General features: G+C 36.2%; 19 protein-coding genes. 8 read left to right on the forward strand and 11 right to left on the reverse strand.

The features are described from left to right. The first annotated feature begins 28 nt into the window (after positions 1 to 28). The 4 genes from RI845_RS11730 to RI845_RS11745 all read left to right on the forward strand — a co-directional run bounded on the left by RI845_RS11730 (position 29) and on the right by RI845_RS11745 (position 10011). Positions 29 to 1525, forward strand: a complete 1497-nt coding sequence (locus tag RI845_RS11730) for a sensor histidine kinase (protein WP_348386350.1) — start codon at positions 29 to 31, stop codon at positions 1523 to 1525. Then, positions 1522 to 2205 (forward strand): LytR/AlgR family response regulator transcription factor, encoded by a 684-nt coding sequence (locus tag RI845_RS11735; RefSeq protein WP_348386351.1) that lies wholly within the window; start codon positions 1522 to 1524, stop codon positions 2203 to 2205. Before RI845_RS11730 ends, RI845_RS11735 begins: the two co-directional genes overlap by 4 nt. 251 nt (positions 2206 to 2456) lie before the next feature. Next, entirely contained in the window at positions 2457 to 5480 is a 3024-nt protein-coding gene (locus RI845_RS11740; RefSeq protein WP_348386352.1) for a hybrid sensor histidine kinase/response regulator, read from the forward strand. A gap of 229 nt (positions 5481 to 5709) precedes the next feature. Beyond that, positions 5710 to 10011, forward strand: a complete 4302-nt coding sequence (locus RI845_RS11745; protein WP_348386353.1) for a response regulator — start codon at positions 5710 to 5712, stop codon at positions 10009 to 10011. A gap of 6 nt (positions 10012 to 10017) precedes the next feature. On the opposite strand, the gene RI845_RS11750 is transcribed toward RI845_RS11745, so the two are convergent. The 9 genes from RI845_RS11750 to RI845_RS11790 form a co-directional block, all read right to left on the reverse strand. Then, positions 10018 to 10521 (reverse strand): hypothetical protein, encoded by a 504-nt coding sequence (locus tag RI845_RS11750; protein ID WP_348386354.1) that lies wholly within the window; start codon positions 10519 to 10521, stop codon positions 10018 to 10020. Positions 10522 to 11643: 1122 nt separating this feature from the next. Then, positions 11644 to 13560, reverse strand: a complete 1917-nt coding sequence (locus RI845_RS11755; protein ID WP_348386355.1) for a serine hydrolase domain-containing protein — start codon at positions 13558 to 13560, stop codon at positions 11644 to 11646. A 629-nt stretch (positions 13561 to 14189) separates the two neighbouring features. Further along, on the reverse strand, positions 14190 to 16376 hold the full coding sequence (locus RI845_RS11760; RefSeq protein WP_348386356.1) for an OsmC domain/YcaO domain-containing protein: 2187 nt from the start codon (positions 16374 to 16376) through the stop codon (positions 14190 to 14192). A 259-nt stretch (positions 16377 to 16635) separates the two neighbouring features. Then, a complete protein-coding gene (locus RI845_RS11765; RefSeq protein WP_348386357.1) occupies positions 16636 to 16890 on the reverse strand; it encodes a cytochrome C oxidase subunit IV family protein in 255 nt (84 codons plus the stop codon). Between the two features lie 10 nt (positions 16891 to 16900). Next, positions 16901 to 17518, reverse strand: coding sequence for a cytochrome c oxidase subunit 3 family protein (locus RI845_RS11770; protein ID WP_348386358.1), 618 nt, complete (start codon positions 17516 to 17518; stop codon positions 16901 to 16903). 54 nt (positions 17519 to 17572) lie between these two features. Further along, the gene (locus RI845_RS11775) at positions 17573 to 18775 is read right to left on the reverse strand and encodes an NnrS family protein (RefSeq protein WP_348386359.1); all 1203 of its coding nucleotides are present in this window, start codon (positions 18773 to 18775) and stop codon (positions 17573 to 17575) included. Between the two features lie 40 nt (positions 18776 to 18815). Next, a complete protein-coding gene (locus RI845_RS11780) occupies positions 18816 to 19259 on the reverse strand; it encodes an RrF2 family transcriptional regulator (protein WP_348386360.1) in 444 nt (147 codons plus the stop codon). Between the two features lie 125 nt (positions 19260 to 19384). Beyond that, positions 19385 to 19693: a DUF962 domain-containing protein gene (locus RI845_RS11785; protein ID WP_348386361.1), complete on the reverse strand. Its 309-nt coding sequence runs from the start codon at positions 19691 to 19693 to the stop codon at positions 19385 to 19387. 9 nt (positions 19694 to 19702) lie between these two features. Beyond that, positions 19703 to 20341: a GNAT family N-acetyltransferase gene (locus RI845_RS11790; RefSeq protein WP_348386362.1), complete on the reverse strand. Its 639-nt coding sequence runs from the start codon at positions 20339 to 20341 to the stop codon at positions 19703 to 19705. Positions 20342 to 20579: 238 nt separating this feature from the next. Between RI845_RS11790 and RI845_RS11795 the strand changes: the two genes are divergently transcribed. Continuing rightward, on the forward strand, positions 20580 to 20810 hold the full coding sequence (locus tag RI845_RS11795) for a DUF2789 domain-containing protein (protein WP_348386363.1): 231 nt from the start codon (positions 20580 to 20582) through the stop codon (positions 20808 to 20810). Positions 20811 to 20871: 61 nt separating this feature from the next. Here RI845_RS11795 and RI845_RS11800 read toward each other — a convergent pair whose 3' ends face one another. Continuing rightward, positions 20872 to 21243, reverse strand: a complete 372-nt coding sequence (locus tag RI845_RS11800; protein ID WP_348386364.1) for a DUF3192 domain-containing protein — start codon at positions 21241 to 21243, stop codon at positions 20872 to 20874. A gap of 213 nt (positions 21244 to 21456) precedes the next feature. Between RI845_RS11800 and RI845_RS11805 the strand changes: the two genes are divergently transcribed. Further along, positions 21457 to 21756 (forward strand): hypothetical protein, encoded by a 300-nt coding sequence (locus tag RI845_RS11805; RefSeq protein WP_348386365.1) that lies wholly within the window; start codon positions 21457 to 21459, stop codon positions 21754 to 21756. 211 nt (positions 21757 to 21967) lie between these two features. On the opposite strand, the gene syd is transcribed toward RI845_RS11805, so the two are convergent. After that, entirely contained in the window at positions 21968 to 22528 is a 561-nt protein-coding gene (gene syd / locus RI845_RS11810; RefSeq protein ID WP_348386366.1) for a SecY-interacting protein, read from the reverse strand. 90 nt (positions 22529 to 22618) lie between these two features. Here syd and queF point away from each other — a divergent pair, with 90 nt between their 5' ends. Both queF and ppnN read left to right on the forward strand, forming a co-directional pair. Beyond that, positions 22619 to 23470, forward strand: a complete 852-nt coding sequence (queF, locus tag RI845_RS11815) for an NADPH-dependent 7-cyano-7-deazaguanine reductase QueF (RefSeq protein WP_348386367.1) — start codon at positions 22619 to 22621, stop codon at positions 23468 to 23470. A gap of 189 nt (positions 23471 to 23659) precedes the next feature. Then, on the forward strand, positions 23660 to 25009 hold the full coding sequence (gene ppnN, locus RI845_RS11820; protein WP_348386368.1) for a nucleotide 5'-monophosphate nucleosidase PpnN: 1350 nt from the start codon (positions 23660 to 23662) through the stop codon (positions 25007 to 25009). Positions 25010 to 25016: the final 7 nt, after the last annotated feature.

Consider the following 25016-nt stretch of genomic DNA (forward strand, 5'->3'; position numbering starts at 1 on the left):
ATAAGAAACTCTGCACTAAACTAGACTTATGAACAGAATAAACTCTAAAGAGCGGCTCTTAATCGCAAGCAACATTATCCCTATGGTTTGCGCGTTGTTAATCGTCTCGCATATTGAATTTTTATCGTCAAATATGTCGTCTCTGACTGACTACGTACTAGTTACCTTTACCTATCTATTAATGGGTTTTCCTTTTGTTTTATCCCACCTATTTGCTCAACAAAGTCGAGGGTTGAAGGGTATCCTTATTTGGGGGCTTGGCTTTGTCGTTTATCCTTTATTTTTAGTGCTCATGAATATCATCGAACCTGATTTTATAATGGGTTTTAGCTTGTCGCTTGATGATTACCTAGTGTTTTTGTTGTTTAGCATTTTCGCCAAACTACCTTTCTTTTGGTCGGTTGATAGAATTTTTAAGAAGCGGTTGAAGTTAGCGCAATTAAGCTTTGTACACGCGTTTATGTTGTTCGCCCTAACCGCTTGGGTATTTCTTATGGTCTTAGGAACAAGTACAGAGAACGGGCTCAAGGTTGCCAGCGATACTCTTATTGTCAGCTTAGATTTGGAACTTATCGACTACAAAAAATTATTGGTATCAACGCTACAGTTGGTGTTAATCGCGTCTATAACCTGGCTAATATACTTCACAAACAACCGTGTTTTAGTGAATTATATATTAACCAACTATGGTGTATTTACCTATTGTTGTGCCGCGTTGATCTTTATCATTATTGCAACGCCAGCGGCTTTTATCGTCATTTTTTCTCTGCCTGTTTCTCAACAAGCCTTATTGTTTCTGCCCGATAATGTAACGGGTATATTTCAACGCGAGAACTACATATTTACCTTTTGGCTTATTACCTTAACCACCCCAGTTATTTTAGCCTTTAACCACCATCATCGAGAGCGACGCTTGGCACAACTCGCCCAGCAAAATACCAAAGCAGAACTTACCCTTTTGCAACAACAAATAAATCCACATTTTTTGTTCAACGTATTGAATAACATTTATGCCAAAGTCATCACCAAATCCGATGTGGCCCCTGTACTTATTGACCACCTTGCAAGTTTACTTCGACACTCTGTTTATCAGGGACAACAATCATTCGTGCCTTTGGCTGATGAGATAAGTTATCTTACTCACTTTATTGAGCTGCAACGCATAAGAGCAAAGGATAATCTTCGATTAAGTGTTGATATTTCACAGGAAAATTGGCGAGAATTGAAAATCGCGCCATTATTACTAATTATTCCTATAGAAAACGCATTTAAGCACTCGGTTGAGAAAACCCTTGAACACTGTGACATTAATATTCAATGTACTCTTAAAGGCTCAAAGCTTTCTTTAGTGTGTGAAAACAGTTTACCGAGCTCTCCCCAGTCCAGTTCCCCAAAAAACTGTAGTGGTGTCGGGTTGAATAATTTTATAAAACGACTTGAGCTGATTTACCCAGAAAAACACTGTCTAAACTATGGGCCGATTGGCAACAAGTGGACACTGAACTTAACAATAGAGTTAGCATGAATATTAAAGTTGTATTAATAGATGATGAGCCTATGGCGCATGAAGTTATATTACACCACTTGAAAAGACATAAAGACTTTCAGGTTATTGCTCAATGTTACAATGCGGTTGAAGCCCTGCAAGTTTTAGCTAATAACACAGTAGATTTAGTGTTTTTGGATGTAAGTATGCCCGCGTTAAGTGGGATAGATATGTTAAAATTGGTTCACCCCCACCCCTCGGTAATTATTGTAAGCGCACACCCAGAATATGCTATTGATGGCTTCGAGCTAGATGTGGTTGACTATTTGTTAAAACCTGTCAACGAAGAAAGATTTGACCACGCAATAAGTAAATTTATGCTTGCTAAAAATATAGAAAGCCACCAACGGCAATCCCTTACTCTGAAGGTCGGCAGACGTCTTGAAAAGGTAGATATTTCCAATATCATTTTCTTAGAATCTTATGGTAACTACGTTAAAGTTTGGACGAATAGCGACATGATTCTCGCTAACTCTACACTTAAGTCCTTGCTTAAGGAATTGTCTAGTAGCGTATTCACTCAGATAAACAAATCTGTTGCAATTAACATGGAAAAGGTAAAGGGTATTGAAGGTCGTAATGTAACGCTTTGTGACGGCCAGATTAAAAAGACTAGCAAAATGTTTGTAGAAAACGCAAAGAGCCTGATGAACAACTAATTCAAACTGTTCACCCCCATCGCTAAATTAAACTTTTGTACAATAAACACTAAAAAAAACAGCAGTTACCTTTTCGTTACGTAAAGACTTCACGTCTATCAGCAATACATAAGTCACTGATAGTAATGACATAAATAATTCACAACTATAATAGGGCGAATTATCAGTATAGTCTATAATGGTACATGCCTTGTTGAATTATTTTAATATATGTATTCTCCATTTATATACTTACACAACCCTTATCACTTATGAGCAATGTTAAAAGTAATACCGAGTACGATACTCAGAAAAAATCTAAAAATATTATGTTAGGTTTTATGGTTGTTACTCTATTTTTATTTGGCATTGGGTTCGTTGTTTGGTGGAGTTTAAATAATTTATTTACATCAATTGATCGTTATGCAAAAGCAGGACAACTTCTAATTACATTAGATCAAGCACGCTTACACGAATTAACCTTTACCCGCGATAACTCATCTATTGAAGCAGAAAAATCTAGAGAAACAATCAATCAATCTCTACTACTGGTTAACGATTTCCATGATCAAGACCTCGCCTATAGTGAAGAAACAGCAAAACTAGTAAATTGGCTGCAACAATATCAAAAAGGCTTCGAAAGTTATGTAACCCTAAATAAGAAGAAAACCCATAGTAGAGATTTGATGGTTGAGGAAGCAAGAAAAGCATCTTTAAGTGCGGAATCTATTCAAAACTTGCAATCAAAATATATAAACTTAGATAAAGACTCAATATCAATAAATCGCAAAAAAATGAAAGAGATCACTAAAAATGCATCGCTTTCTTATGAGTTATCTTTATCTATTAGCGCCATTAATAATTATGGAAAAGAATATTTATTATTTAGAAATCAAAGTAACTATGATCAGTTAATTGTCGAACTTGGAAAGCTAAATAGTAATATATTAAAGCTATCTAGTAGTATTAAAAACGAAAGAAGTTTGAACCTGCTAACTCGTTTACGAGAAGCAAAAGAGCAATATCGCCTATCTTTAATTGACTTACTTGCACTAAAAAATGAAAAGCAAATACTTGCAGAGCACCCTATAGTGCTTAATTTATCTAAAAAGGCCGATGCACTTACACAGTTATCTTTTGATTTACGTAATAACGAAATGTTAGTACTTGAAAGTATTCAGCAACAAGTAAGCGATATTGAAGAGTTAATGGCAAAGCGATTAGCTTTATCTGAAGAAGTCACTAGATTTTCAAAAACCATTAGTGTTGCCCGACAATTAGATCGTGACTTTGCTCTAGCACCAACGTTAGAAGTTAAAAAAGCTTACAGTGTCCAAGTAAAGCTTGCATTAGAAACGGCGCTTTTAGATATTCAAAAAATTCAAAGTATGCTGATAGAAGACGATGAAAAGCAAATATTTATATCAGTTTATACGAATGTGAATTCTTACCTAGATAACTTTAAAACCGTTGTTTCTGTTGTATCCGAATTAGATGATATTGCTACAAACATGATCAAATCGGCAGAATCCGCCGGTAACACTTTACTTGAAATAAGAGGACAGCGGTTTGAAGAAATGGCTGAAGAAAGACGCGTAGCAAATTATATGATGTATTCTGGGATTTTATTTTTTATCGCGATAACATTATTAATATTCTTAATACGTAAATCACAGCTGGCATTAATTCATTTAACAAATATATCAAGCCAAGCACATGCCGAGGCCCAAAAAGCTAATCGAGCAAAATCACAGTTTTTAGCAAACATGAGTCATGAAATTCGAACACCGATGAATGCCATCATAGGCATGAGTCATTTAGCGTTGGACAGTAAACTTGATAAAACACAGCGTAACTATATAACCAAAGTTAATTACTCTGCTAAATCTCTTCTAAATATCATCAATGATATTTTAGATTTTTCAAAAATAGAAGCCGATAAGATAAAAATAGAATCTATCGATTTTTCTTTAATTCAGGTTCTCGACGATGTTGCTAATCTCGTTAAAATAGATAGTGAAGAAAAAGGGATCGAATTAAAGGTTAATGTTGATAAAACAGTACCTCACCAATTAATCGGTGACCCTTTACGATTAAAACAAATATTATTAAACCTGAGTAGCAATGCCATTAAATTTAGCGAACAGGGCCAGGTTATAATTGATGTTAATTTATCTCGTCAAATTGACGATAATGTCGAGCTTGAGTTCAACATCATAGATAACGGCATTGGTATGAGCTCTGAACAATTAAGTAAATTATTTCAATCATTCTCTCAAGCGGATATGTCAACAACACGCCGTTATGGGGGCACCGGACTAGGTCTTGCCATATCTAAACGACTTGTTGAACTTATGGGAGGGAATGTTTCAGTATCTAGCACCTTAAATCAGGGGTCCACCTTTACATTCACATTACAGCTTAAGAAAAGCTCAATATCAAAAGATGATTTAAAACAAATCTCGCTATTAAAAGAGCCAACGGATAAAAGCAGTAAAGACTCTATAGCTAAACTCTTGAATGCTCATATATTACTTGTAGAAGACAATCTGCTAAACCAAGAGCTTGCAAAAGATATCCTGCAACGTCACGGGATAAATGTTGATATTGCTAATAATGGTATTGAAGCGGTCAACATGGTCAAAGAGAATATTTATGACGGTGTATTAATGGATTGTCAGATGCCTGTGTTAGATGGATACCAAGCAACTAAAATCATTAGAGAGCAACCTAGTTTTGCACAACTTCCAATAATTGCCATGACGGCGAATGCAATGGTCGGAGATAAAGAAAAAGTAATTTCTGTTGGCATGAATGATATTATTAATAAACCCATTGATATACCAGTCATGTTTAATACTATGGCAAAATGGATTATTACTAACAACAATATTAGTCATTTATCTTACCCCACAAGTAATCAAAACTCCGCAAAGCAAAATATATCATTAGAAGAAAAGCTGGCAGCTATATCAGGGATTGACTTAGCCGCAGCAATAAATATGACTGATGATGTTATATTTTATTTTGAACTGTTGAATGGTTTTTGCGATGCTTACCCCAGCATTGATCCTAAACTTTTTTCACTTCCTTTAGATTGGTCCTTTTGCTACGAACATATTCATGCCATTAAAGGGACGTCTGGAAATTTATGCCTTACATCAATTTTTAAATGCTGTGAACAAGCAGAAAATTCTTATTATGAAAAAGACGACAATAGCTTCATAGAATCAATAAACACTCTTAAATATTTGTTAGAGAAGCTAACTATTGAGGTTAGCCAAATTAAAATATAGCATTGTCGGGAACAAGGACCTCGTCAATGCAAAAGAATAACCGAGAATGCCTAAGCCTAGCTTAGGCATTGATAGCAAGGCGAAGATATAAATATCGCAGCTTTTTATTTGTCTAAACGATCAGCACTCCCCTACCGTTCGAATCATTATCGAAAACAATGCGTTACAAACTTTAAAAATATGTAAAAAGGGTATATCTTTTAAGTATTCCAGTCTTAGGTAATGCTCAATGCTCTCTAAACTCAATATTGGCGCTAAAATGACGCTTGTTTTCTCCACTATCTTCCTCATTATGCTTTTCAGTGTAGGCCTTTCAATAAAAGATCTGAAAATGAGTAGCGCAGACTTTACCTCATATCGTGATTTTGCCCGAAAAAGTGTGCTATCTGGTCGGGTACAGGCCAATATGCTAATGGCATCAAGAGCGGCAGGAAACTTTATCAAAACCCGAGATGAATCATATTACGAGATTTTCCAGAACCGTATAACCCAAGCAAATCGTTTCGCCGTTGCACAACAAGAAATAATGAATGATGTAAGCCGTAAAGCGCTAAGTATAGATTTAGTAAACAGTATTGCCCTATACAGAAGTGCTTCAGAGCAAGTGTTCAAACTCATTCGCCAACGAGACATTATTTTAAATCAGCGTCTAGATCCACAAGGGATCAGTATGCGTAAAAACATTGAATCAATTATGGTTTCTGCATTTGAAGATCAAGATGCTACAGCGTCATATCATGCAGGAAAAGCGTTAGGGGGTGTATTACTTGGTCGTCTTTATGTATTAAAGTTTTTAGATAAAAATAAAAACGCTAATGTGGTACGTGTACGTAAAGAATTAGGAAATGGCTTTGAAGACACCTTACAAAATATTATCGATAACATTGATAACCCTAACCGTAAACTATTGCTCGCAGAATTTATTAATGCTCGAATACTTTACCTCGAGGCTTTTGAAGAGATGGTAACTACCATCGTTACTCGTAATGAGTTGATTGATAAAGAAATGTTACCTCAGGATCAAAAAATTGCCGAACTGTCTGAGCAAATAAAACTTTCACTTAAAGACGATCAAGACACGTTAGGTCCGATTGTTCAAAAGCGTAATAATGAAAGTGTAGAAACGGTTATTTTTACTTCAATAATTGTGTTAATTCTTACTATTCTTATGGGCTGGATGATAATTAGAGCTATAACAAAACCTCTTAAGGGTTTGGTAAGCGTCGTTGAAAATGTTCAACAAACAGGCGATCTATCATTACGTTTTGAAAATAACGCAAAAGATGAAGTGGGTTTAATTTCTGCTGCTTTTAATCGATTCTTAGCCAGTTTAGCTCTAAAAGCTGACGTTGCTAAAAATGTGGCTCGTGGTAACTTATCAACCAAAGTTTCCCTTTTATCGAGCAAAGATTCACTGGGCGAGTCTTTTCAAATGATGTTGAAGAGTTTGCTTTCAAAACAAAAAGCGTTAAAAGAAATCAGTTTAGGGGCAGTAGATATTAATGTTGAAGCCCAATCTGATGAAGATGAATTATCGCTCATGCTCAATACAATGATTGCCGATATGAGAGCCATTGCAAACAAAGCAGATATCATTGCCAGCGGTAACTACGGCATAGATATAACGGCGCGATCTGAAAAAGATATTCTTATGCAGTCATTAGCAAGAATGACCAAAACGCTACAAGAAAATGCTGAAAAAACAACATTAGAACACTGGTACAAAACCGGTCAAAATATTGTAAATAACGAGGCTAGAGGTAATTTATCTGAAAAGCAGTTAGCAAGTAGCATTATTACCGCACTTTGCCAGCACATGAATATGAATGGAGGCGTTTGTTACAGTTACAATGATAAAGATGAAACCCTTGAATTTTTATCTGGTTATGCATTAGATAAAGCCGAAAATGAATATCAGCCTATTGGAAAAAATCAAGGTCTTGCAGGACAAGTCCTTACTGATAAAAAACCGATCATAATCAATGAACTGCCAGAGAATTATTTTAACGTAACCTCGTTAATGGGTAACACTGATGCTCAGCACTTAATTATATTTCCTTTTATTTACGAGAATGAATTACTCGCAGTAATTGAACTTGTCTCTTTAACACCAATTACTGAACAACATAAGCAAATGTTAACTATCGTTGAGGAAAGTATCGCAATCGCAATATTGAGTGCCCGTCATCGCAGCAATACAGAAAGTTTACTCGTTAAAAGCCAACTACAAGCAGAAGATCTAGAAAATCAGAAACAAGTTATCGAGTCAACAAAAGACAAGCTAGAACATGCCATGGTGTTAGCCGAGCAAGCAAGTGCATCTAAAAGTGACTTTTTGGCCAATATGTCGCATGAAATAAGAACCCCAATGAATGCAATTATTGGTATGTCTCAATTGGCATTAAAAACCGACCTTGATAATAAGCAAAGAAACTATATTGAAAAAGTACACCGTTCTTCTGAATCATTGCTTGGCATCATTAACGATATTTTAGATTTCTCTAAAATAGAAGCGGGTAAACTTGATATGGAGAAAATCGAGTTCCGACTAGAGGATGTATTTGATAACTTGGCAAATTTAGTAGGGTTTAATGCCGAAGATCGAGGCTTAGAGCTTTTATTTGATATTCCAAATGATATTCCCACCGCTTTAATTGGCGACCCTCTCAGACTTGGTCAAGTATTAGTGAATATAGGTAACAATGCAGTAAAATTCACTGAAGAAGGCGAAGTTATATTTAGTGTGCGCATTATCGAAGAAGATGATAATCAAGTGACGCTACGCTTTGCAATAAGTGATACTGGTGTTGGTATTAATAAGCAGCAACAAAAGAAACTTTTTCAATCATTTTCACAAGCAGATACATCTACTACTCGTAAGTTTGGCGGGACAGGGCTTGGTCTGGCTATCAGTAAAAAACTAACAGAATTAATGCAAGGTGAAATAGGTGTTGATTCTACGGAGGGTCAAGGCAGTATTTTCCACTTTACTGCCGTGTTTGAAAAACAACAGGTGCAACAAAATCATCAAGTTAATGCAACTTTAGAGTTAGAAACGTTAAAGGTACTAGTGGTTGATGATAATAGCTCTGCCCGTGAAATTTTGTCGTCGATGTTACTTAGTTTTGGTTTTGATGTTGACAGTGTTAATAGCGGTAATAAAGCTATTAAAGCGATAGTAGAAGCTAACGATACTGTCCCGTATCAACTGGTTATTATGGACTGGAAGATGCCGGGAATGGATGGCGTATCAGCCATTCAAGCAATACAAAGCCATGAGAGTATCAGTAAACAGCCAGACTTTATAATGGCAACCTCTTACGGTAAAGAAGAAGCCATTATTGCCGCAGAAAAAGCGAATATAAACAACGTACTGTCAAAGCCTGTCACCGCATCCAGTTTATATGAAGCAATAATGCTAACGCTTGGGCATGAGATCAAGAAGCGCTCACAACAAAGCCGTTCTGAAGTATCTGATAAAGTGCTGAAGCATTTAAAAGGTACCCACCTGTTATTAGTTGAAGACAATGAGATAAACCAGGAGTTGGCTGTCGAGATACTGACAACAAATGGCATGAGTGTTGTCGTTGCCAATAATGGCCAAGAGGCAATTGATATTTTACAAAAACAAATATTTGATGGTGTATTGATGGATTGTCAAATGCCTGTACTGGACGGTTATCAAGCCACCCAACAACTTAGAGCACAGCAGCAGTTTAAAGATTTACCTATCTTAGCGATGACAGCGAACGCCATGGCTGGCGATAAAGAAAAAGTAATTGCAGCAGGTATGAACGATCATATCTCAAAGCCTATCAATATACGCGATATGTTCACCACTATGGCGAAATGGATTGTCCCTAAGGTAAACATAGATGGTATAGAAAGAGAACAAGTACTAGCGGATAACAATGAAGCAGAACAATCGTTAATACCTGATTCATTAACCGGTATTAATATTAAACAAGGCATGTCAATTACTCAGGGTAATAGTAAGCTTTATCATAAACTTTTAGTAAAATTTAGAGAAACTAACCTCGACTTTGAGCAACGATTTACAGAAGCGCTTGAAGTAAATAAAAACGATAGTGATGCAACACTTTGTGCTCATACATTAAAAGGTGTTGCTGGCAACATTGGCGCTACAGAAGTTCAATCTGCCGCTGAAACGTTAGAATTATCTTGCGCAAAAAATGAAAGTGAAAAAATAATTAATCATCATTTTAAACATTTAATGACACAACTACGCACTGTTTTAGCAAGCCTTGAGCAACTTTTACCAATAACGGATAAAGAACATAGTAATAAATTAAAAATTTCGGATGACGATCTAACTCAGCAATTTGTAAAGTTAGATGAATTGCTCAGTAACTTTGATACTCAAGCGCAAGACTTAATAAATGAATTACAAGCATTTCAACTCGACAGGTCGATAACAAAGCAACTTAAGTTAATTGCGTTATCAGTAACCGACTATGATTTTGAAAATGCTCAGCAATTACTTAAAGCAATAATGCCAATGAAAGAATAAACAGGGTCAGTTAAGAAAAACTTCGTGATTTCCAGCTACTTTGAGTTCTGGGTGTTTAGTCACTATTTTTTTAAGTTGGGGCTCTTGTCGATTGTTAAGTTCAACTAATAAAACGTAGCGACCTGATTCAACTTCATTTTTGATCATTTCAGGATCAACCGTATTGTTAGTATTTAGAAATAAGTCATGTTCTTTATTCGTAAAAAAGGCAAAAAACAGCCCAACTACCGCGGTTGAAAACCAAGCAATACTCAATAACATAAACCCATAAATATATAGAAATATAGTGATTAATACCGCAATAAATACTGCAAGGTAAAGGTTAGAGTTACCTAATAGTAAGGATTTAAAGATTTCATCGCTAATTGGCATAAAGGTATCGAGGTGGTGAGTACCTTGAGTTTTTGAGATAAGGTGGATCTGTGGTTTGGTAAAACCATTGTTTTCAAGTTCTGTAGATATAAGCTTTAAGTCGCCCATATCATCACAAACATAAAAATGTCTCAGCATAAAAATCCCTCTAAAATTGTCCTTCACTCCATAACTAAAATTATGGCTGATTAATGTAAAAGATCAAATTAAGAGACTAAAAATATTGAACATTTTTACAATTTAAATTGAATATAAACTGATGAATGTAAGTTGAAATAACGTACAACAAGTTCAAGTCTACAGATATTAGAGCGATTGTTTTGTTAATGTAGACAAAAAACTTAGCATTAACTATTGAGTTGCCACGAATAAACTCTGAGTTTATTCGAGCACATGACAATTCCTGGTTATGGCTCCGTGTAAACCCTTTATTCGCCATCCATTTATTTTCTGCATATAGCTTTTCTCTGAGCAAAAAAAAATGAGACACCATTGTGTCTCATTTAAAAATAACTTTAAGCTTCCAGCTTGAGTTGGGTCCTAAAATAATCCATTCATCACCGCCCCACGCGATTTAAAATCCTTATTTCCCTTTGCTCCATGCTTTCATCCTGAAATACTCAATCCTGTGAGCTTTAAGCTATGTCACATTAAAGTCCAATTTAATGTAAAAACAATATCCATACTGTATAGCGAGCTATCCATAACGTTATCACCATCAATGCGATTAACGATAAATAATTGCATCCTTGCCGGTTCGTCCTAAACCCTATGTCTCCTGACATGATAAATATTAACAAATTGGTTACATTTCAAAACCCGTAAAATTAAAAAATTTACTATCTATTTTAATGAAATATTTCAAATATCTTTTAAGGGCTTAATTTATAAGGGTTTGTGAGTATTAGTAAAAAAATAACAGCTAAAACTAATATGTTTATCCCACAGCGCTGTGAGATATATCTCACACGTTTATAGGCATATAGCCATACGGATAGAATTTGGGAAATGTCTTTCGGTAAGAGGTTCTCTTTCAAGCCAACTATTTCTTATGCCACATTGGAGGCAGTTCAGCTGATTTATGAGTTTCAAAGCATCACATCAGTTTTAACTGATACTTTAATAAAACAACATATTCACTTCCCCAAAGAAGACATTTGAATGCTTGTTCCCTGCTTCAATACATATTCTATTTCGAACTGAAGCAGGGTTTATATTTACAAAAATAAAATTTTTAACGTAATTCACATTTACTGTGATTTAAGCCCAAGTCATTAAGCCTATTACACCAAAGTAAAAAAGGTAAATCGTCACTAAAAAGTGTGTGCTCGAAGAAATCGCGCAATACCAATAATTAACACGGTTCATCTGTGTAGCACGCTCTTTAATTGTGGTGTAAAAACCCAAAATCGAAAACACAGCAAAAGCAATCGTCGCAATAAATATCCCTACTGAATAAAGTGATGGGACACCGAATGATTCGAATGGAGAACTTGCCCCAAGGCTAAATAGCACAACAAAACTAATAATAGAAATCGCTGATAATAGTGGCCATAAACGTATACTAATTGTCGCGCCACTTGGGATTTTTTTATTCAGTTTTCTTATTCCCCAAACAAGCACATATAAAATTGAGCTAACAATTGATATAAACCAAATAACTGCAACTACTAATTGACCATAAGCGACTAATGGATTGATAGGCTGTAATACTCGATTAGTGGCATGCACGACGGCTCCCGCGATTGGGTCTTCAGCTAGAGTCAGTGATACAAGTCCAGTTTTAAACGATTTGTACAGGATAGGCGATTCAGGATAGTACTTTGTCGGCTTCCCACCTAATAAAGGTTTCCTCACCAAGTGATTGTCTTCAAAGCTGAGAACCTCGATATTAGCTATTCGTTCGATAAAGTAATTTGCTTGTTGTCTAGAGTTTATCGGAAAGTAGAGCCCTTCTATTTTTTTATGGGCATCTGTAATTTGGACATTCGGTTGTATATCTGGCGTAGTCAGGTTGCGAGTTTCATAGTCGCTAACTAATTTAGAAATCTTTTTAAAAGTACCGTAGTCACCGGAATTAACCATTATCACATGGCCAACATTAACACCGGGTATATAGGCTAACTCTGCAAGCCCGCCATTTACCCCTCCATTGTGCCCTTGATATACCCAGCTTTTATGGACAGATGAATAATTATTAAGTCCATAACCAACTTGCAGGCCAATTTTAGCTGCATTGGTAGATTCTGCTCGCTCCATTCGTTTAAGCGATGAAATTGATACCAGTTGTTCACTTTCAACTAAACCGCGATTTATGAAGAATTGAAGAAATTTTGACATGTCCAATGAAGATGCATTTATAGAACCAGAAGGACGCATAGAAATATGCCAGTAATCTTGAGGTTCATTGCCATTATTGTAGAGAGTTACGCCTTTACTGATAACATCATCGTTCAAAAAATATGTAGCTGTACTCATGCCAATAGGATCAAAGAAATTGGCTTTTACATATTCCTCAAATCCAGTTCCAGTAATTTTTGCTACTATGTAGGCCGCAACCGGAGGCCCTGAGTTGCAATATGAAGAGCGCGTCCCCGGCTCCCACCTTGAGACTCTTGAATGAGGATGAAAGTCTAACGCTTGTTTTAAGGTAGCTGGTGTAGGGTCATTATGCGCATATTCCGGCAAATGAATATCATCCCAGCCGGTAGTATGCTCAAGTAAATGAACTACCCTCACAGGAGATGTCTCATGCCATTTATTCTCGAACTCGATCTCGGGGACTAACTCTGCCACTTTGTCCATTAAATCTAGCTTGCCTTCTTCTACCAATTTAAGAACAGATAAAGCGACAAACATTTTAGAAATTGAACCAATTCTAAACATACTGTCTTCATCAGCTGTAATATTATTTTCAAGATTAGCTTTACCCAGAGCTCCCACCCAAACCGGCCCTGTCTCATCAATCATTGCTATACCAACAGCTGGTAAATCATTTTTCTTAATGAGTTCTGCGATAGCCTCCTGCAATTCTTGAATATTGTTTGGAGGTGAGTTTTCCTCAACAGTGTTTGAATCTTGGTCAACAGTTTGGTTTTGCGCAGCTATTGCCGTAGTTATAAGTAAACTAACAACGACAGGTAAGATAAGTTTGGTTAATGCAGTTTTTATTTTCATTTGAATTCCACAGTATGACTCTTAAGGTCTCTTTGTCGCTTATAGCAGTCGTTTACACTACTAAAAATCGTGTTTAAACAATAGCATCACCCACATTAAATTTACAAATAATTAACATTGCAATATAAAATGTGAGGTCACTCCTAATTGTTAGATGCTAGAAAATAAACAAGACATTATGGTGCTACTGGCAATGATGTTAACTGCGGATTGCTTCATGATTTAACTCAATTGCAATAGCAATTATTGGTAAAGGCGGGAATCTTGAGAATAAGCTGTAGTGACTAATAGTGTAAGGCCATGATTAGGTACCAAACACACCGATAATTGAACTTATGTAGAGCATCGCTATTCTATTTAGGAGCGAAATTAATGCTTAAAACTACCTGACATAAAGAAAACTATCAGTATTGATCAGGCTTGGAGGTACTGATAGTTTGTATGGAAGAGATTCTATTAGGGAAAGCTCTTTCTCATTAATTAATGAGAAAGAGTTGAACAACTCGATAATTTGATGAATAACAAACAGTATTAACGTTAAAAGTTGTCCTATTTACCTGTGAAGCATACATGTAGTAAAAAGCTAACTTCTGGGATCAGAAGTTAGCTTTTTAAAATACGTTAGTTTGTTACTTCATCGCTTTTGCTGCACGGGCTTGATGAAGTTTCTTGTAACTTTCGATTAACCTTAAATGCTTATCTAATCCTTCCAGCTTCATGCTTGTTTTGGTTAAACCAAAGAATTTCACTTCACCATTAACCGAGCCAATAACATTTTTCATGGTTTCTTCGCCAAACATACGATTTAAATTTGCATGGAAATGCTCAAACTGTAATTCTTCATTTAAGGCTATCTCAAGTACAGCATGCATGGCTTGATAAAACAAACCACGTTCTACCGTATTGTCGTTATACTGCAAGAACTCGCCAACCAGTTCATGTGCTTCTTCAAGAACACCTAGGGCTAGGTAAATCAGTATTTTAAGTTCCAGAATAGTCAGTTGTCCCCACACTGTGTTTTCATCAAACTCAATACCTATCAATGTCCTGATATCAATGTAGTTATCCAACTGACTATCTTCTAATCGTTCCAATAAACTTTCGAGCTCATCATCACTCAATTCATGCAGGTTTAAAATATCTTCGCGATAATTCAGTGCCTTATTGGTATTGTCCCAAATAAGATCTTCAACAGGATAAACTTCTGAATAGTCTGGTACTAAAATACGACAAGCTGTAGCGCCATGACCATCAAATACAGCTATATAAACTTCTTTGCCAAGGTCTTTTAGAATCGCCATTAAGCTTTCGTTTTCTTCTTTATTGCTACCAGAGAAGTCCCACTCACAAAATTCATAATCAAAGTTATTACTGAAGAAGCGCCAAGAAATAACACCAGTTGAATCGATAAAATGCTCAACAAAATTTTCAGGCTCAGACACTGCTAAGCTATCAAACGTTGGCTTAGGTACATCGTTTAAACCCTCGAAGCTTCGGCCTTGCAGTAGTTCAGTAAGGCTTCGTTCAAGCGCTACTTCAAAACTAGGGTGAGCACCAAACGATGCAAACACACCACCGGTTCTTGGGTTCATTAAAGTGACACACATTACCGGGAATTGACCACCTAATGAAGCATCCTTTACCACTACAGGGAAGCCCTGCTCTTCTAACCCTTTTATACCGGCTAAAATACTTGGATACTTTTCTAACACCTGTTGCGGCACATCAGGCAACACAATTTCTTGTTCGATGATCTTTCTTTTAACAGCGCGTTCGAAAATCTCTGATAGACATTGCACCTCTGCTTCATGCAAGTTATTGCCGGCACTCATACCATTACTTAAGAATAAATTTTCAATTAAGTTCGATGGAAAATATACGGTTTCACCATCTGATTGGCGTACATACGGTATAGAGCATATACCTCGCTCGGCCATACCAGAATTAGTATCAATTAAATGAGATCCTTGAAGTTCATCGTCTGGATTGTAAATATCCAGACAATATTCATCTAGGATGCCTGATGGCAGCTCATCATTTGCTCCAGGCTTAAACCATTTTTCATTTGGGTAATGAACAAAGTCACTGTTAGCAATGTCTTCACCTAGATACTGGTCGTTATAGAAGAAATTACAGTTCAGGCGTTCAATAAACTCACCTAACGCAGAACAAAGTGCACTTTCTTTAGTTGCGCCTTTACCATTAGTAAAACACATTGGAGAAGCGGCATCACGTATATGCAAAGACCATACATTAGGAACGATATTGCGCCATGAAGAGATTTCTATCTTCATGCCAAGATCTGCCAAAATACCTGTCATGTTTTTAATGGTTTGCTCAAGTGGTAAGTCTTTACCCAGTATGAAAGTACTGGCATCGCCATCTGGTTGTCCCATAATCATGGCTTGTGCATCTTCATCGAGGTTTTCAACGTGTTCGATTTTAAACTCAGGTCCAGTTTGCACAACTTTTTTAACCGTACAGCGATCTATCGACCTTAATATACCTTGTCTGTCTTTATCAGAGATACTTTCTGGTAACTCAACATCAATTTGAAAAATTTGGTTGTAGCGATCTTGTGGATCTACAATATTGTTCTGGGACAATCTGATGTTTTCAGTAGGAATGTCTCGAGCTTTACAATACACCTTTACAAAGTAAGCCGCACAAAGTGCAGATGAAGCTAAGAAATAATCAAAAGGACTGGGGGCAGAACCATCCCCCTTGTAACGAATAGGCTGGTCAGCAATGACAGTAAAATCATCAAACTTTGCTTCAAGTCTAAGGTTGTCGAGAAAATTAACTTTGATTTCCATTGGATAGTGTCCACAATTGTATGCTGCAATAGTAAGAGTTTAGTCTCTTTATTTAGGAGTCACTAAATACTTACGATCGGCGGATTGATCTTTATAGGTGGGGAATTATCCTTGTTTTCGCGACAATAGTCTTGAATTAATTATATAAATTGGCGAAATATCTGTGTTTAAGTACGTTTACCTAATATTAGCAAAAGTTATTCAACAAAATTAAAAGTTATTCGTATAACGTTTATTAAAAGTCAGTTTTACTTCTGCGTTAAAAAAAAGCTGAAACAATAATTAAAGAAGGAAAAATAAAAAAATAAGTCCGCATCATTAACCTTAAGTATTTATTTGCCTCTTTTAACTCCATAAAGTGGTCAATCACTACTAGCCCTTTATACATTACTGTTAATGCAATAAAAGTTGTTATAAACACAGTAGAGTCAAAGCCCTCCCCTAAAATCGTGTTACTAAAAGTTATCGCAATTAATGCAACCCAGTAATACTCAAGTTTACCAAAACGTTTCATCGGTTCACCCCTAATGTAATACGTATAACAGCGGAAAAATTAATATCCACATCAAATCGATCATATGCCAATAAACCGCCAGCGCTTCTAATCCAGCGTACTCTTTTGCCGAATATGCGCCACTACGTAATCTAAAAATAACCCACAATATGGCACAAGCAGCCCAACCAACATGTAAAAAGTGATTAAATGTCATGTAATAATAAACGGTAAAAAATTCACTGGTTTTGGTACTGAAACCTTGTAAGTCGTTCCAATAAAATTCATAGGATTTAAAGCATAAATACAGACACGCACAAATAAATGTGTACCAAAGATAGCGTTCACATTTTTTGAAATTATTCTTACGAATATTACTCATGGCTTTTGCCATAAAGTAGCTACTTGTCAGTAAAATAACGGTATTACTAACCCCTATTGGCGTATTTAAACTTAACGGTCCTGTGGCAAAAACCTCTGGGTAGTTATATTTAGCAATAAAATAGGCAATAAAAAATATACCAAATTCGGTTAATTCCGAAAGTATACCTACCCAAATAGGAATATTACCTGGTACTCTGCCAGCTTCTTGTTCACTCCATTTTCTTGGAAAGATAGCTAGCGAATTATTTGGTTCTATAGAAGTCATATTTCACAATTAACCTAAAAATAAAGAAAGTAATCTACATTAAACCTAAAGGACTCAATAACCTGGTTTGGCTTTGGTCAATATTGGTAAATAAATATAAACAAAGCAGCCATAAGCAATTACCCAAAACACAATTGCGGTATTAATAACTTGACTGTAATCGGTTAAAAAGTAGCTGCCAAACACTCTAAAAATTGTCGATAAAATAATTGTAATAAAAGCAAAGGTCATCAACTTACTTGCGACTATAGCTCTGCCAGTATGGCCTAATGATACTCGTGATATCATCGACAAAATCATAGTTCCCATAGCGCCAACAGTGAGTAAATGAACCGCTTGTGATTGGCTTACCGTGGCACTAAGCTCAGCGACACCGAATAACAACAAGCCTATGGCAATACACCAATAACTAAAATGTAGTGACCACACCAATGGTGTTTTTAAGGTCACCCATACTTTCCAACGAAAAGCTCGAGCAGCATGTGCAACTGCAGCGATAAAATAGATACCTGCTTTAAACTCTGTTGGTAAATCAATAATATTAAAGCTAATAATTAGTGCTACCAGGGTGGTGATTATGACCACTTTTTCGAGCCAACCAACTGCATTCACACGTGGTGTTTGGGTACCGTTGGCCGTAAACATTGGAAATACACGCCCCCCCATAATAGTCATAATCAAGGTAACTAATAGCACCATTGCTGTACTTGCGTTGTTCATTAACTGAGGTGATTGAGAAACGATAGAATAATGCATGACAATATTGATTAATGTCATTATTAACAAAATTGGGATAAACATTAGATTTCGCCACAGCTTTACTTGAATTATAGGGTAAGCAAGTGCAGCAGCAGCAAGTGGTAAAAAAGTAATATCAACAAGAATAATAAACCAGGGGGAGAGATTAACTGGCATTAAAAACAAGACTCTGCCTAGCAACCAGAGAATGAACAAACCTAATAGACCTTTGCCATTTAAACTGCGTACCCCTGTCCAGTTTTGCACTGCTGTTAATAAAAAACCAACGATAATGGCAGAAACAAAACCGAACAACATTTCATGCTTGTGCCACCATAATGCCCCACCGTACACATCAGCTGTAAAGCTACCATTCAACATTGCGCCCCAAAGCAATAAACTGATGATGCTAAAGAAGGATGCACATAAAAAAAATGGACGAAATGCCAACTCAAGAAATGCCATTGGAGTGTTTTTTTGCTCTGTTGAAGAGGTTTTAGTATTTGCTATGTTAATCATAATTGAAGTCCTATCGAAGGATGATTTTTGCAATAAATATTTAAGCAAGTTTTAAAGTAAGAAGATTGCCTAATTGGTTCTGGTCATCAGCGCCTACCAAATCAGATAAAGTAAATTTATCGAGAGTTTGATAAAAGCTTTGTTGTGCTTGGGCAAAAATTTGTTTTAATTGACAGCCCGGCGTTATAACGCATTGATTGTTTTCACCAAAGCACTCCACCAGCTTATTCGAATCTTCCAGCTCTCGTACCAAAGCACCTATGTTTATCAAAGCGGGAGGTTTGTTCAGTTTGATACCACCATTTTTGCCACGTATAGCAAGCAAGTAACCCTTTAGGTTAAGTTGCTGAACAATTTTCATTAAGTGATTTTTAGAAATGTTGTAACTTTTAGCAATATCATTAATCGTCACAAGTTGCTCTGAGTTTATCGCCAAGTATATTAATACTCGCAGCGAATAATCAGTGTACCGAGTTATGTGCATTTGAAATTACCATGGCATCAAATTAAAGATGCATTTAAAATACATCTTTAAATATGGCGATTCAAACTTATTCGAAATTAGATGAAATAAAGTTAATGTAGATCAATAAAATTAACTAGTTGTAGTTAAAAGTGTTTTTTATTGCGTAAAAAATTGAACAGCATCACCCAATCACCGATAAAGCTGTACAGAGGATAAATGAAAGTAGCAGGTTTGTTTTTTTCAAAAAAGAAGTGCCCTACCCAAGCAAAACCGTAACCAATTAGCGGTAAAGACCACAACAACACATATTGCTGAGTAAAAAGACTGAATGCCAACATGCTTAACACTAAAATACTGCCAATGTAATGTAAATTACGACAAACAGTATTTTTATGCTGAGATAGATAAAACGGGTAAAACTCTTTGAACGTTTTAAATTTTTTCTCTTTCATCACTTGGTCTTATTTAGAGTCTTTATAATGAACCATTAATGGACCAGTAACATTACCCACCGTAATTTCTTTAATTGTGTCGTAATCACACTCCTTAAAGAATTCTTTGTATTTATCAGAAGTTACATAGATAGCCACGCCTTCACTTTCTGTTTCATCTTCAAACACAGCATTAACCGCAGCCATTAGATAATGACCAAAACCATGGTGCTGATGTAACGGGTGTATGGCAATAAAAGATAGGATATGGAAGCAATCCATTGGCACGGCTGCAATAATTTGCTCTTCTTTTTGGATCATTTGCTTGGTACTCACGTAACCCGCACTAAGCATCATTTTTAAACGCCAATGCCAGAAACGATCCGAGCCAAACCCACCGGCAGGACTGTGTAAACATGCAACACCAACCAGTGCTTCTCCAAGGTATATACCTAATATTGGTTGTTTTGCTTGCCAAAAAGCCGCTAACTCTTCTCTAATGGAAGCTCTTAGCTTTTGTTCGTAATCACCTGAACCAGAAAAAATATCCAGAAATACAGGATCATCATGGTAAGCCTGATAGATTAGTGACGCCGCCAGTTTAAGCTCTGGAGCTGTCAAATAAGCGGCTCTGATCTCGCAATCAGTAGCGATTTTTACATCATTCATAACTCGCCCTTTTAAACTTTTGTTTGGTAACTTAGCAGCGTATTTGTTGTTATTATTGTTGCATCTATTCCCCTATTTTGAGGATTGTTTTTTTAGATACTTTTTCGCTGAAAAACCACCATATCAATTAATTTGAATTTAAGTCAATTAAAGTTGCTGATTATTTATTCAGTTTTGTTTTACAAATAAATAATAAAGCTATACTGAAATAACTGATTAACTTTGGGGAGTTATAAGCTTGGACTTGTCATCACACAACTTAGAAGGCTTGTTTGCACAACTTGGATTAGATGCAACAGACAGTGGAATAAAAACATTTATTAATAAGCATAAAGGCTTAGATGCTAATACTAACCTAGCTGACGCAAGTTTTTGGAATAATTCTCAGGCTAGTTTTTTATCTGATGCGCTTCAATTGGATTCTGATTGGAGTGAAATAGTAGATGTGCTGAATACTTTACTCCGTTAAACATTAAATTGGCTAATATCAGGGTTGGGACCGATATTAGCCAATATATGGTTACGGTTAATTAAAGCTCTTTATATGCGCTTTCGCCCCAGCTTACTAATTTATCCGCTTTAAAGATAAGTGGCGTACACTCATCTTTTGTTGTCATGCTGTCAGAATGAACTCTGTTCGTACGATAAAACAACACTTGAATTGTTTCGCCATCTTTTTCATAACGCTCATTAAAATCTGGAACGCCTAGATAATCTTGGGCTGCTATATAACCCATGCCATTTTCTAGACGAGCAATTTTTTTACGGTTCTCAAACTCTCGATCTTCATGATCAGAAATAAAGCTACCATGTTTACCATCGCCATCGGCAACAATGATGCAACCGGTTAAACCTAAGGTAAGTGGAGCAATAAGTAGTAACGTTGCTAAAGATTTTTTCATGGGATTCCCTCTATAAAGTTAAATTTTTATAATTTATTAAAATTGTAGTTAATTTCATTATTTGTTAAAAGTTAAAGTTTATAAAGCAAATACATTGCCAACTTTGTAACCAATTGTTATTAAAGGCTTTTTAAACATAACATAAAAATACAGGATGACTTGATTAGCTATTTTCGCTACTATTTATTCAATTTAACAATATATGTGTAAAAAATGAGCTCAGATCACGAAATATACCAAATAGCCGCACAACTGGCCGCTGAAAATAAAACACCAACCGTTGCCTTAATTAAAGCAAGATTAACGCAAAGCCTACCTCTGGCCAAAGTCATTAAAGGCTTACAGTCTTGGCAGAACAATCCTAAAATTGCAGAAACAAGCACACCTGAAGTTAAAACGCCAAGAAAGGCCGATGAGAACACACTTACATTGGCTGAAGTTGAATCATTAATTGAACAGGCAATAACGCCTCTAAAAGCTGAAATAGAACGCCTAAAAGCTAAAATAAGTTAATTACGCAGAAAGTACGCCATTTTCAATAGGGATATTGTATATGTCGCTGAAACACGGATGTTAAAAAGCGGTCCTTGGTACTTCTGCATATAGTTCATCCCTGGAACAAAGCAGAAAGTACGCCATCCTTGGCATTTCTGCATATAGTTCATCCCTGAACAAAAAAGCCGATATATTTATATCGGCTTTGTTAAATTGAAGTGATTGCTTGTTAGCTTTTAAAGCTTAAGCTATTGATGAATTCAGTTAAGTTAGACGCTATTAACTTAGAGGGCTCACAGCCAACCGGCTCTACCCAAACTTCACCACTATCGTTTTTAATGACTAAATTAATGTCATCTTCATCTGTTACCGCAAAAAATATGGTTACTTCTTGTTTTAACTTTTGTTTCATCAGTACATGACCAATGATATTTTGTTGTAAACGCTCATAATCATCTTTATTCCATGCAAACAGTAACTCTAAGTTGCCTTCACTGCAGCTTGCTGGAATAGCTTCTGAATATATTTGACTAAAATACGTATGAACATCTGGATGAATAGTGAAACCAAGAGCTTGTTCAACATTTTTAAAATCTAAAGCTTCATCAATGTTTACCGGCTGCCAATGAATAAAACCATCCGCATCTATTGCACCGGTTTCACATGGCGATGGCCAACTACTATCGTGCTCAACACTAGGTAATTTACCTGTTTGTTTAATACAATGTTGTTTGAACTGCTCTGTTAACTGCTTAATAGCTAAGTCAATGCTTTGCGCTGTGGTATTCATCAGGTAAAATACGCCTTAAATTTAATTAATGTTATGCTGCTACATCACAGTATATTATGTTGTTTCTATGAAAGTAAGCAAAAAGAGAATATGACTCACTACGACAATGCCACCGAACTAAAGTCTTTATTACTTGGAAAAAGTACTGAATATAAAAGTAATTATGCGCCAGAGCTGTTGCAAGGCGTGCCAAGATCATTAAATAGAGATGACTTAAACCTGCAAGACTCTTTACCCTTTTATGGTGAAGATGTTTGGTATGGTTATGAGCTTTCTTGGCTTGAGCCGAATGGTAAGCCAGTGGTCGCGGTAGCCGAATTTCGTATACCCTGTACAAGTGAAAATTTAGTCGAGTCTAAATCATTCAAGTTGTATTTGAACAGTTTCAATCAGAGCTGTTTTGACTCATGGCAGGATGTTGAAAAAACTCTTGTTAACGATTTAACAAATACAGCAAACGCTCCGGTTAAGGTAACATTATTTGAGGTTGATAACTGCCCAGCTCTTGCGATTAAAAAAATAGATGCTGTTAAAATTGATGACATCGATATTACTATTGAAAACTATGAGTTTGATCGGAATATTTTAACCCAAGCTGTACCGTCTACACCTGAAGATAGCGTAAGCGAGTATTTGGTAAGTCATTTATTAAAATCTAACTGTTTAATCACCAACCAGCCAGACTGGGGTAGTGTTTATATTTCTTATACCGGTAAACAAATTAATCACGCATTGTTGCTTAAATATTTAATTTCATTTCGCCAGCATAATGAGTTTCATGAGCAATGTGTAGAACGTATCTACACGGATATAATGGAATTTTGTAAGCCGGAATCACTTACTGTATTTGCACGCTACACTCGCAGAGGTGGACTAGACATTAACCCATTTAGAAGCAGCGAAGATATCTCTGCGCCACTAAATAGAACGCTTAGACAATAATCCTAGAATCGATAACAGTCATGTAAACTCTTACTTCGTTTATATGACTGCTCTACGTTTCTCCTTGCTCACCTTTTTATCTGCTCCTTTATAGACTACACTCAAACTATAGACACCCATTTTATTGTCTAAGTTGTTATTTTCCTTAATAAAAACTTTAATTATCTATTGTCATTTTCGAGGTAGCTTATGCAAATTGAATTAAACCCAGTAGGCAATATGTGCCAACTTTCTCCTCTTGAAGTCGATCAACTTCAGCATTCTGCTAATAGTGAACTTTATCAACTTTATCGTAACTGCTCTCTTGCTGTTCTAAATGTAGGCAGCACAACAGACGATGCGGAAGCCATCTATGAAACATATAAAGACTTTAATATCCAAGTGTTAAAGCGTGAGAGAGGGGTGAAATTACGATTAATTAACCCACCAGCACATGCCTTTGTTGATGGTAAAATAATTAAAGGTATTCAAGAACAATTATCGGCTGTTTTGCGTGACATTTTATTTATTTCAAGCAGGTATTTGGCTACCCCACCACCACGCCCATCAAGCTTAATCACCCACATTGTCTTTGATATTATTCGTAATGCCGACGCGATAAAGCTCGATAGCGATCCAGGGGTTATCACATGCTGGGGTGGTCACTCTATAAATCAGGATGAATATAAATACACTAAAGATACAGGTTACCAACTCGGGCTTCGCAATATCAATATTTGTACGGGTTGCGGTCCAGGGGCAATGAAAGGTCCAATGAAAGGTGCAACGTTCGGCCATGCTAAACAACGTAGTGGCATTGGCCGCTATATAGGCTTAACTGAGCCCAGTATTATTGCTGCTGAGCCACCAAATACCATTGTAAATGAGTTGGTGATCATGCCTGATATTGAAAAACGCCTAGAGGCTTTTGTTCGTTTAAGCCACGGTTTAATTATTTTCCCTGGGGGGGCTGGAACAGCTGAAGAGTTGTTGTTTGTATTAGGGATTTTATTGCACCCAGAAAATAAACTGCAAAAATTACCGATTGTGCTCACAGGCCCTAAAGGCGCAGAACAATATTTCAATGCATTAGATAGATTTATTGGTGAAATCTTAGGTCCTGAAGCGCAGCAATTATACACAATTATTATTGACGACAGCGAACAAGTGGCGAAATATCTAAAAGACCAAATAAGCTCAGTAATAAGCTACCGTAAAGCGGTTGGTGATGCTTATCACTATAACTGGACTTTAGAAATAGAAGCTCAATTTCAACAGCCATTTGAACCAACTCATGAAAATATGGTTCAAATCAGTTTAAGTAAAGAGTTACCGGTAAATGTACTGGCGGCAAATTTACGAAGAGTATTTTCCGGCATTGTCGCGGGCAATGTGAAGCCAGAATGGGTTAAAAATATTCGAAAAAACGGTCCTTATGAGATATCTGGCGATAAAGAAATTATGACTCACATGGATAACCTGTTATCATCTTTTGTTAAGCAGGGAAGGATGAAGTTACAAGGTAAATATACACCTTGTTATAAAATCGTTTCAGAATAACAAAAAT

It is taken from the genome of Thalassotalea nanhaiensis, from assembly GCF_031583575.1.
Classification (GTDB): Bacteria; Pseudomonadota; Gammaproteobacteria; order Enterobacterales; family Alteromonadaceae; genus Thalassotalea_A; species Thalassotalea_A nanhaiensis.

Excerpts from the sequence above, each read along its gene's own strand:
- RI845_RS11800 (WP_348386364.1), bottom strand. The coding sequence starts at position 21,243 with ATGAAAAAATCTTTAGCAACGTTACTACTTATTGCTCCACTTACCTTA.
- RI845_RS11745 (WP_348386353.1), top strand. The coding sequence starts at position 5,710 with ATGCTCTCTAAACTCAATATTGGCGCTAAAATGACGCTTGTTTTCTCC.
- RI845_RS11755 (WP_348386355.1), bottom strand. The coding sequence starts at position 13,560 with ATGAAAATAAAAACTGCATTAACCAAACTTATCTTACCTGTCGTTGTT.
- RI845_RS11780 (WP_348386360.1), bottom strand. The coding sequence starts at position 19,259 with ATGCACATAACTCGGTACACTGATTATTCGCTGCGAGTATTAATATAC.
- RI845_RS11730 (WP_348386350.1), top strand. The coding sequence starts at position 29 with ATGAACAGAATAAACTCTAAAGAGCGGCTCTTAATCGCAAGCAACATT.
- RI845_RS11740 (WP_348386352.1), top strand. The coding sequence starts at position 2,457 with ATGAGCAATGTTAAAAGTAATACCGAGTACGATACTCAGAAAAAATCT.
- RI845_RS11750 (WP_348386354.1), bottom strand. The coding sequence starts at position 10,521 with ATGCTGAGACATTTTTATGTTTGTGATGATATGGGCGACTTAAAGCTT.
- ppnN (WP_348386368.1), top strand. The coding sequence starts at position 23,660 with ATGCAAATTGAATTAAACCCAGTAGGCAATATGTGCCAACTTTCTCCT.
- RI845_RS11735 (WP_348386351.1), top strand. The coding sequence starts at position 1,522 with ATGAATATTAAAGTTGTATTAATAGATGATGAGCCTATGGCGCATGAA.
- queF (WP_348386367.1), top strand. The coding sequence starts at position 22,619 with ATGACTCACTACGACAATGCCACCGAACTAAAGTCTTTATTACTTGGA.
- RI845_RS11760 (WP_348386356.1), bottom strand. The coding sequence starts at position 16,376 with ATGGAAATCAAAGTTAATTTTCTCGACAACCTTAGACTTGAAGCAAAG.
- RI845_RS11785 (WP_348386361.1), bottom strand. The coding sequence starts at position 19,693 with ATGAAAGAGAAAAAATTTAAAACGTTCAAAGAGTTTTACCCGTTTTAT.
- RI845_RS11770 (WP_348386358.1), bottom strand. The coding sequence starts at position 17,518 with ATGACTTCTATAGAACCAAATAATTCGCTAGCTATCTTTCCAAGAAAA.
- RI845_RS11765 (WP_348386357.1), bottom strand. The coding sequence starts at position 16,890 with ATGAAACGTTTTGGTAAACTTGAGTATTACTGGGTTGCATTAATTGCG.
- RI845_RS11790 (WP_348386362.1), bottom strand. The coding sequence starts at position 20,341 with ATGAATGATGTAAAAATCGCTACTGATTGCGAGATCAGAGCCGCTTAT.
- syd (WP_348386366.1), bottom strand. The coding sequence starts at position 22,528 with ATGAATACCACAGCGCAAAGCATTGACTTAGCTATTAAGCAGTTAACA.
- RI845_RS11805 (WP_348386365.1), top strand. The coding sequence starts at position 21,457 with ATGAGCTCAGATCACGAAATATACCAAATAGCCGCACAACTGGCCGCT.
- RI845_RS11775 (WP_348386359.1), bottom strand. The coding sequence starts at position 18,775 with ATGATTAACATAGCAAATACTAAAACCTCTTCAACAGAGCAAAAAAAC.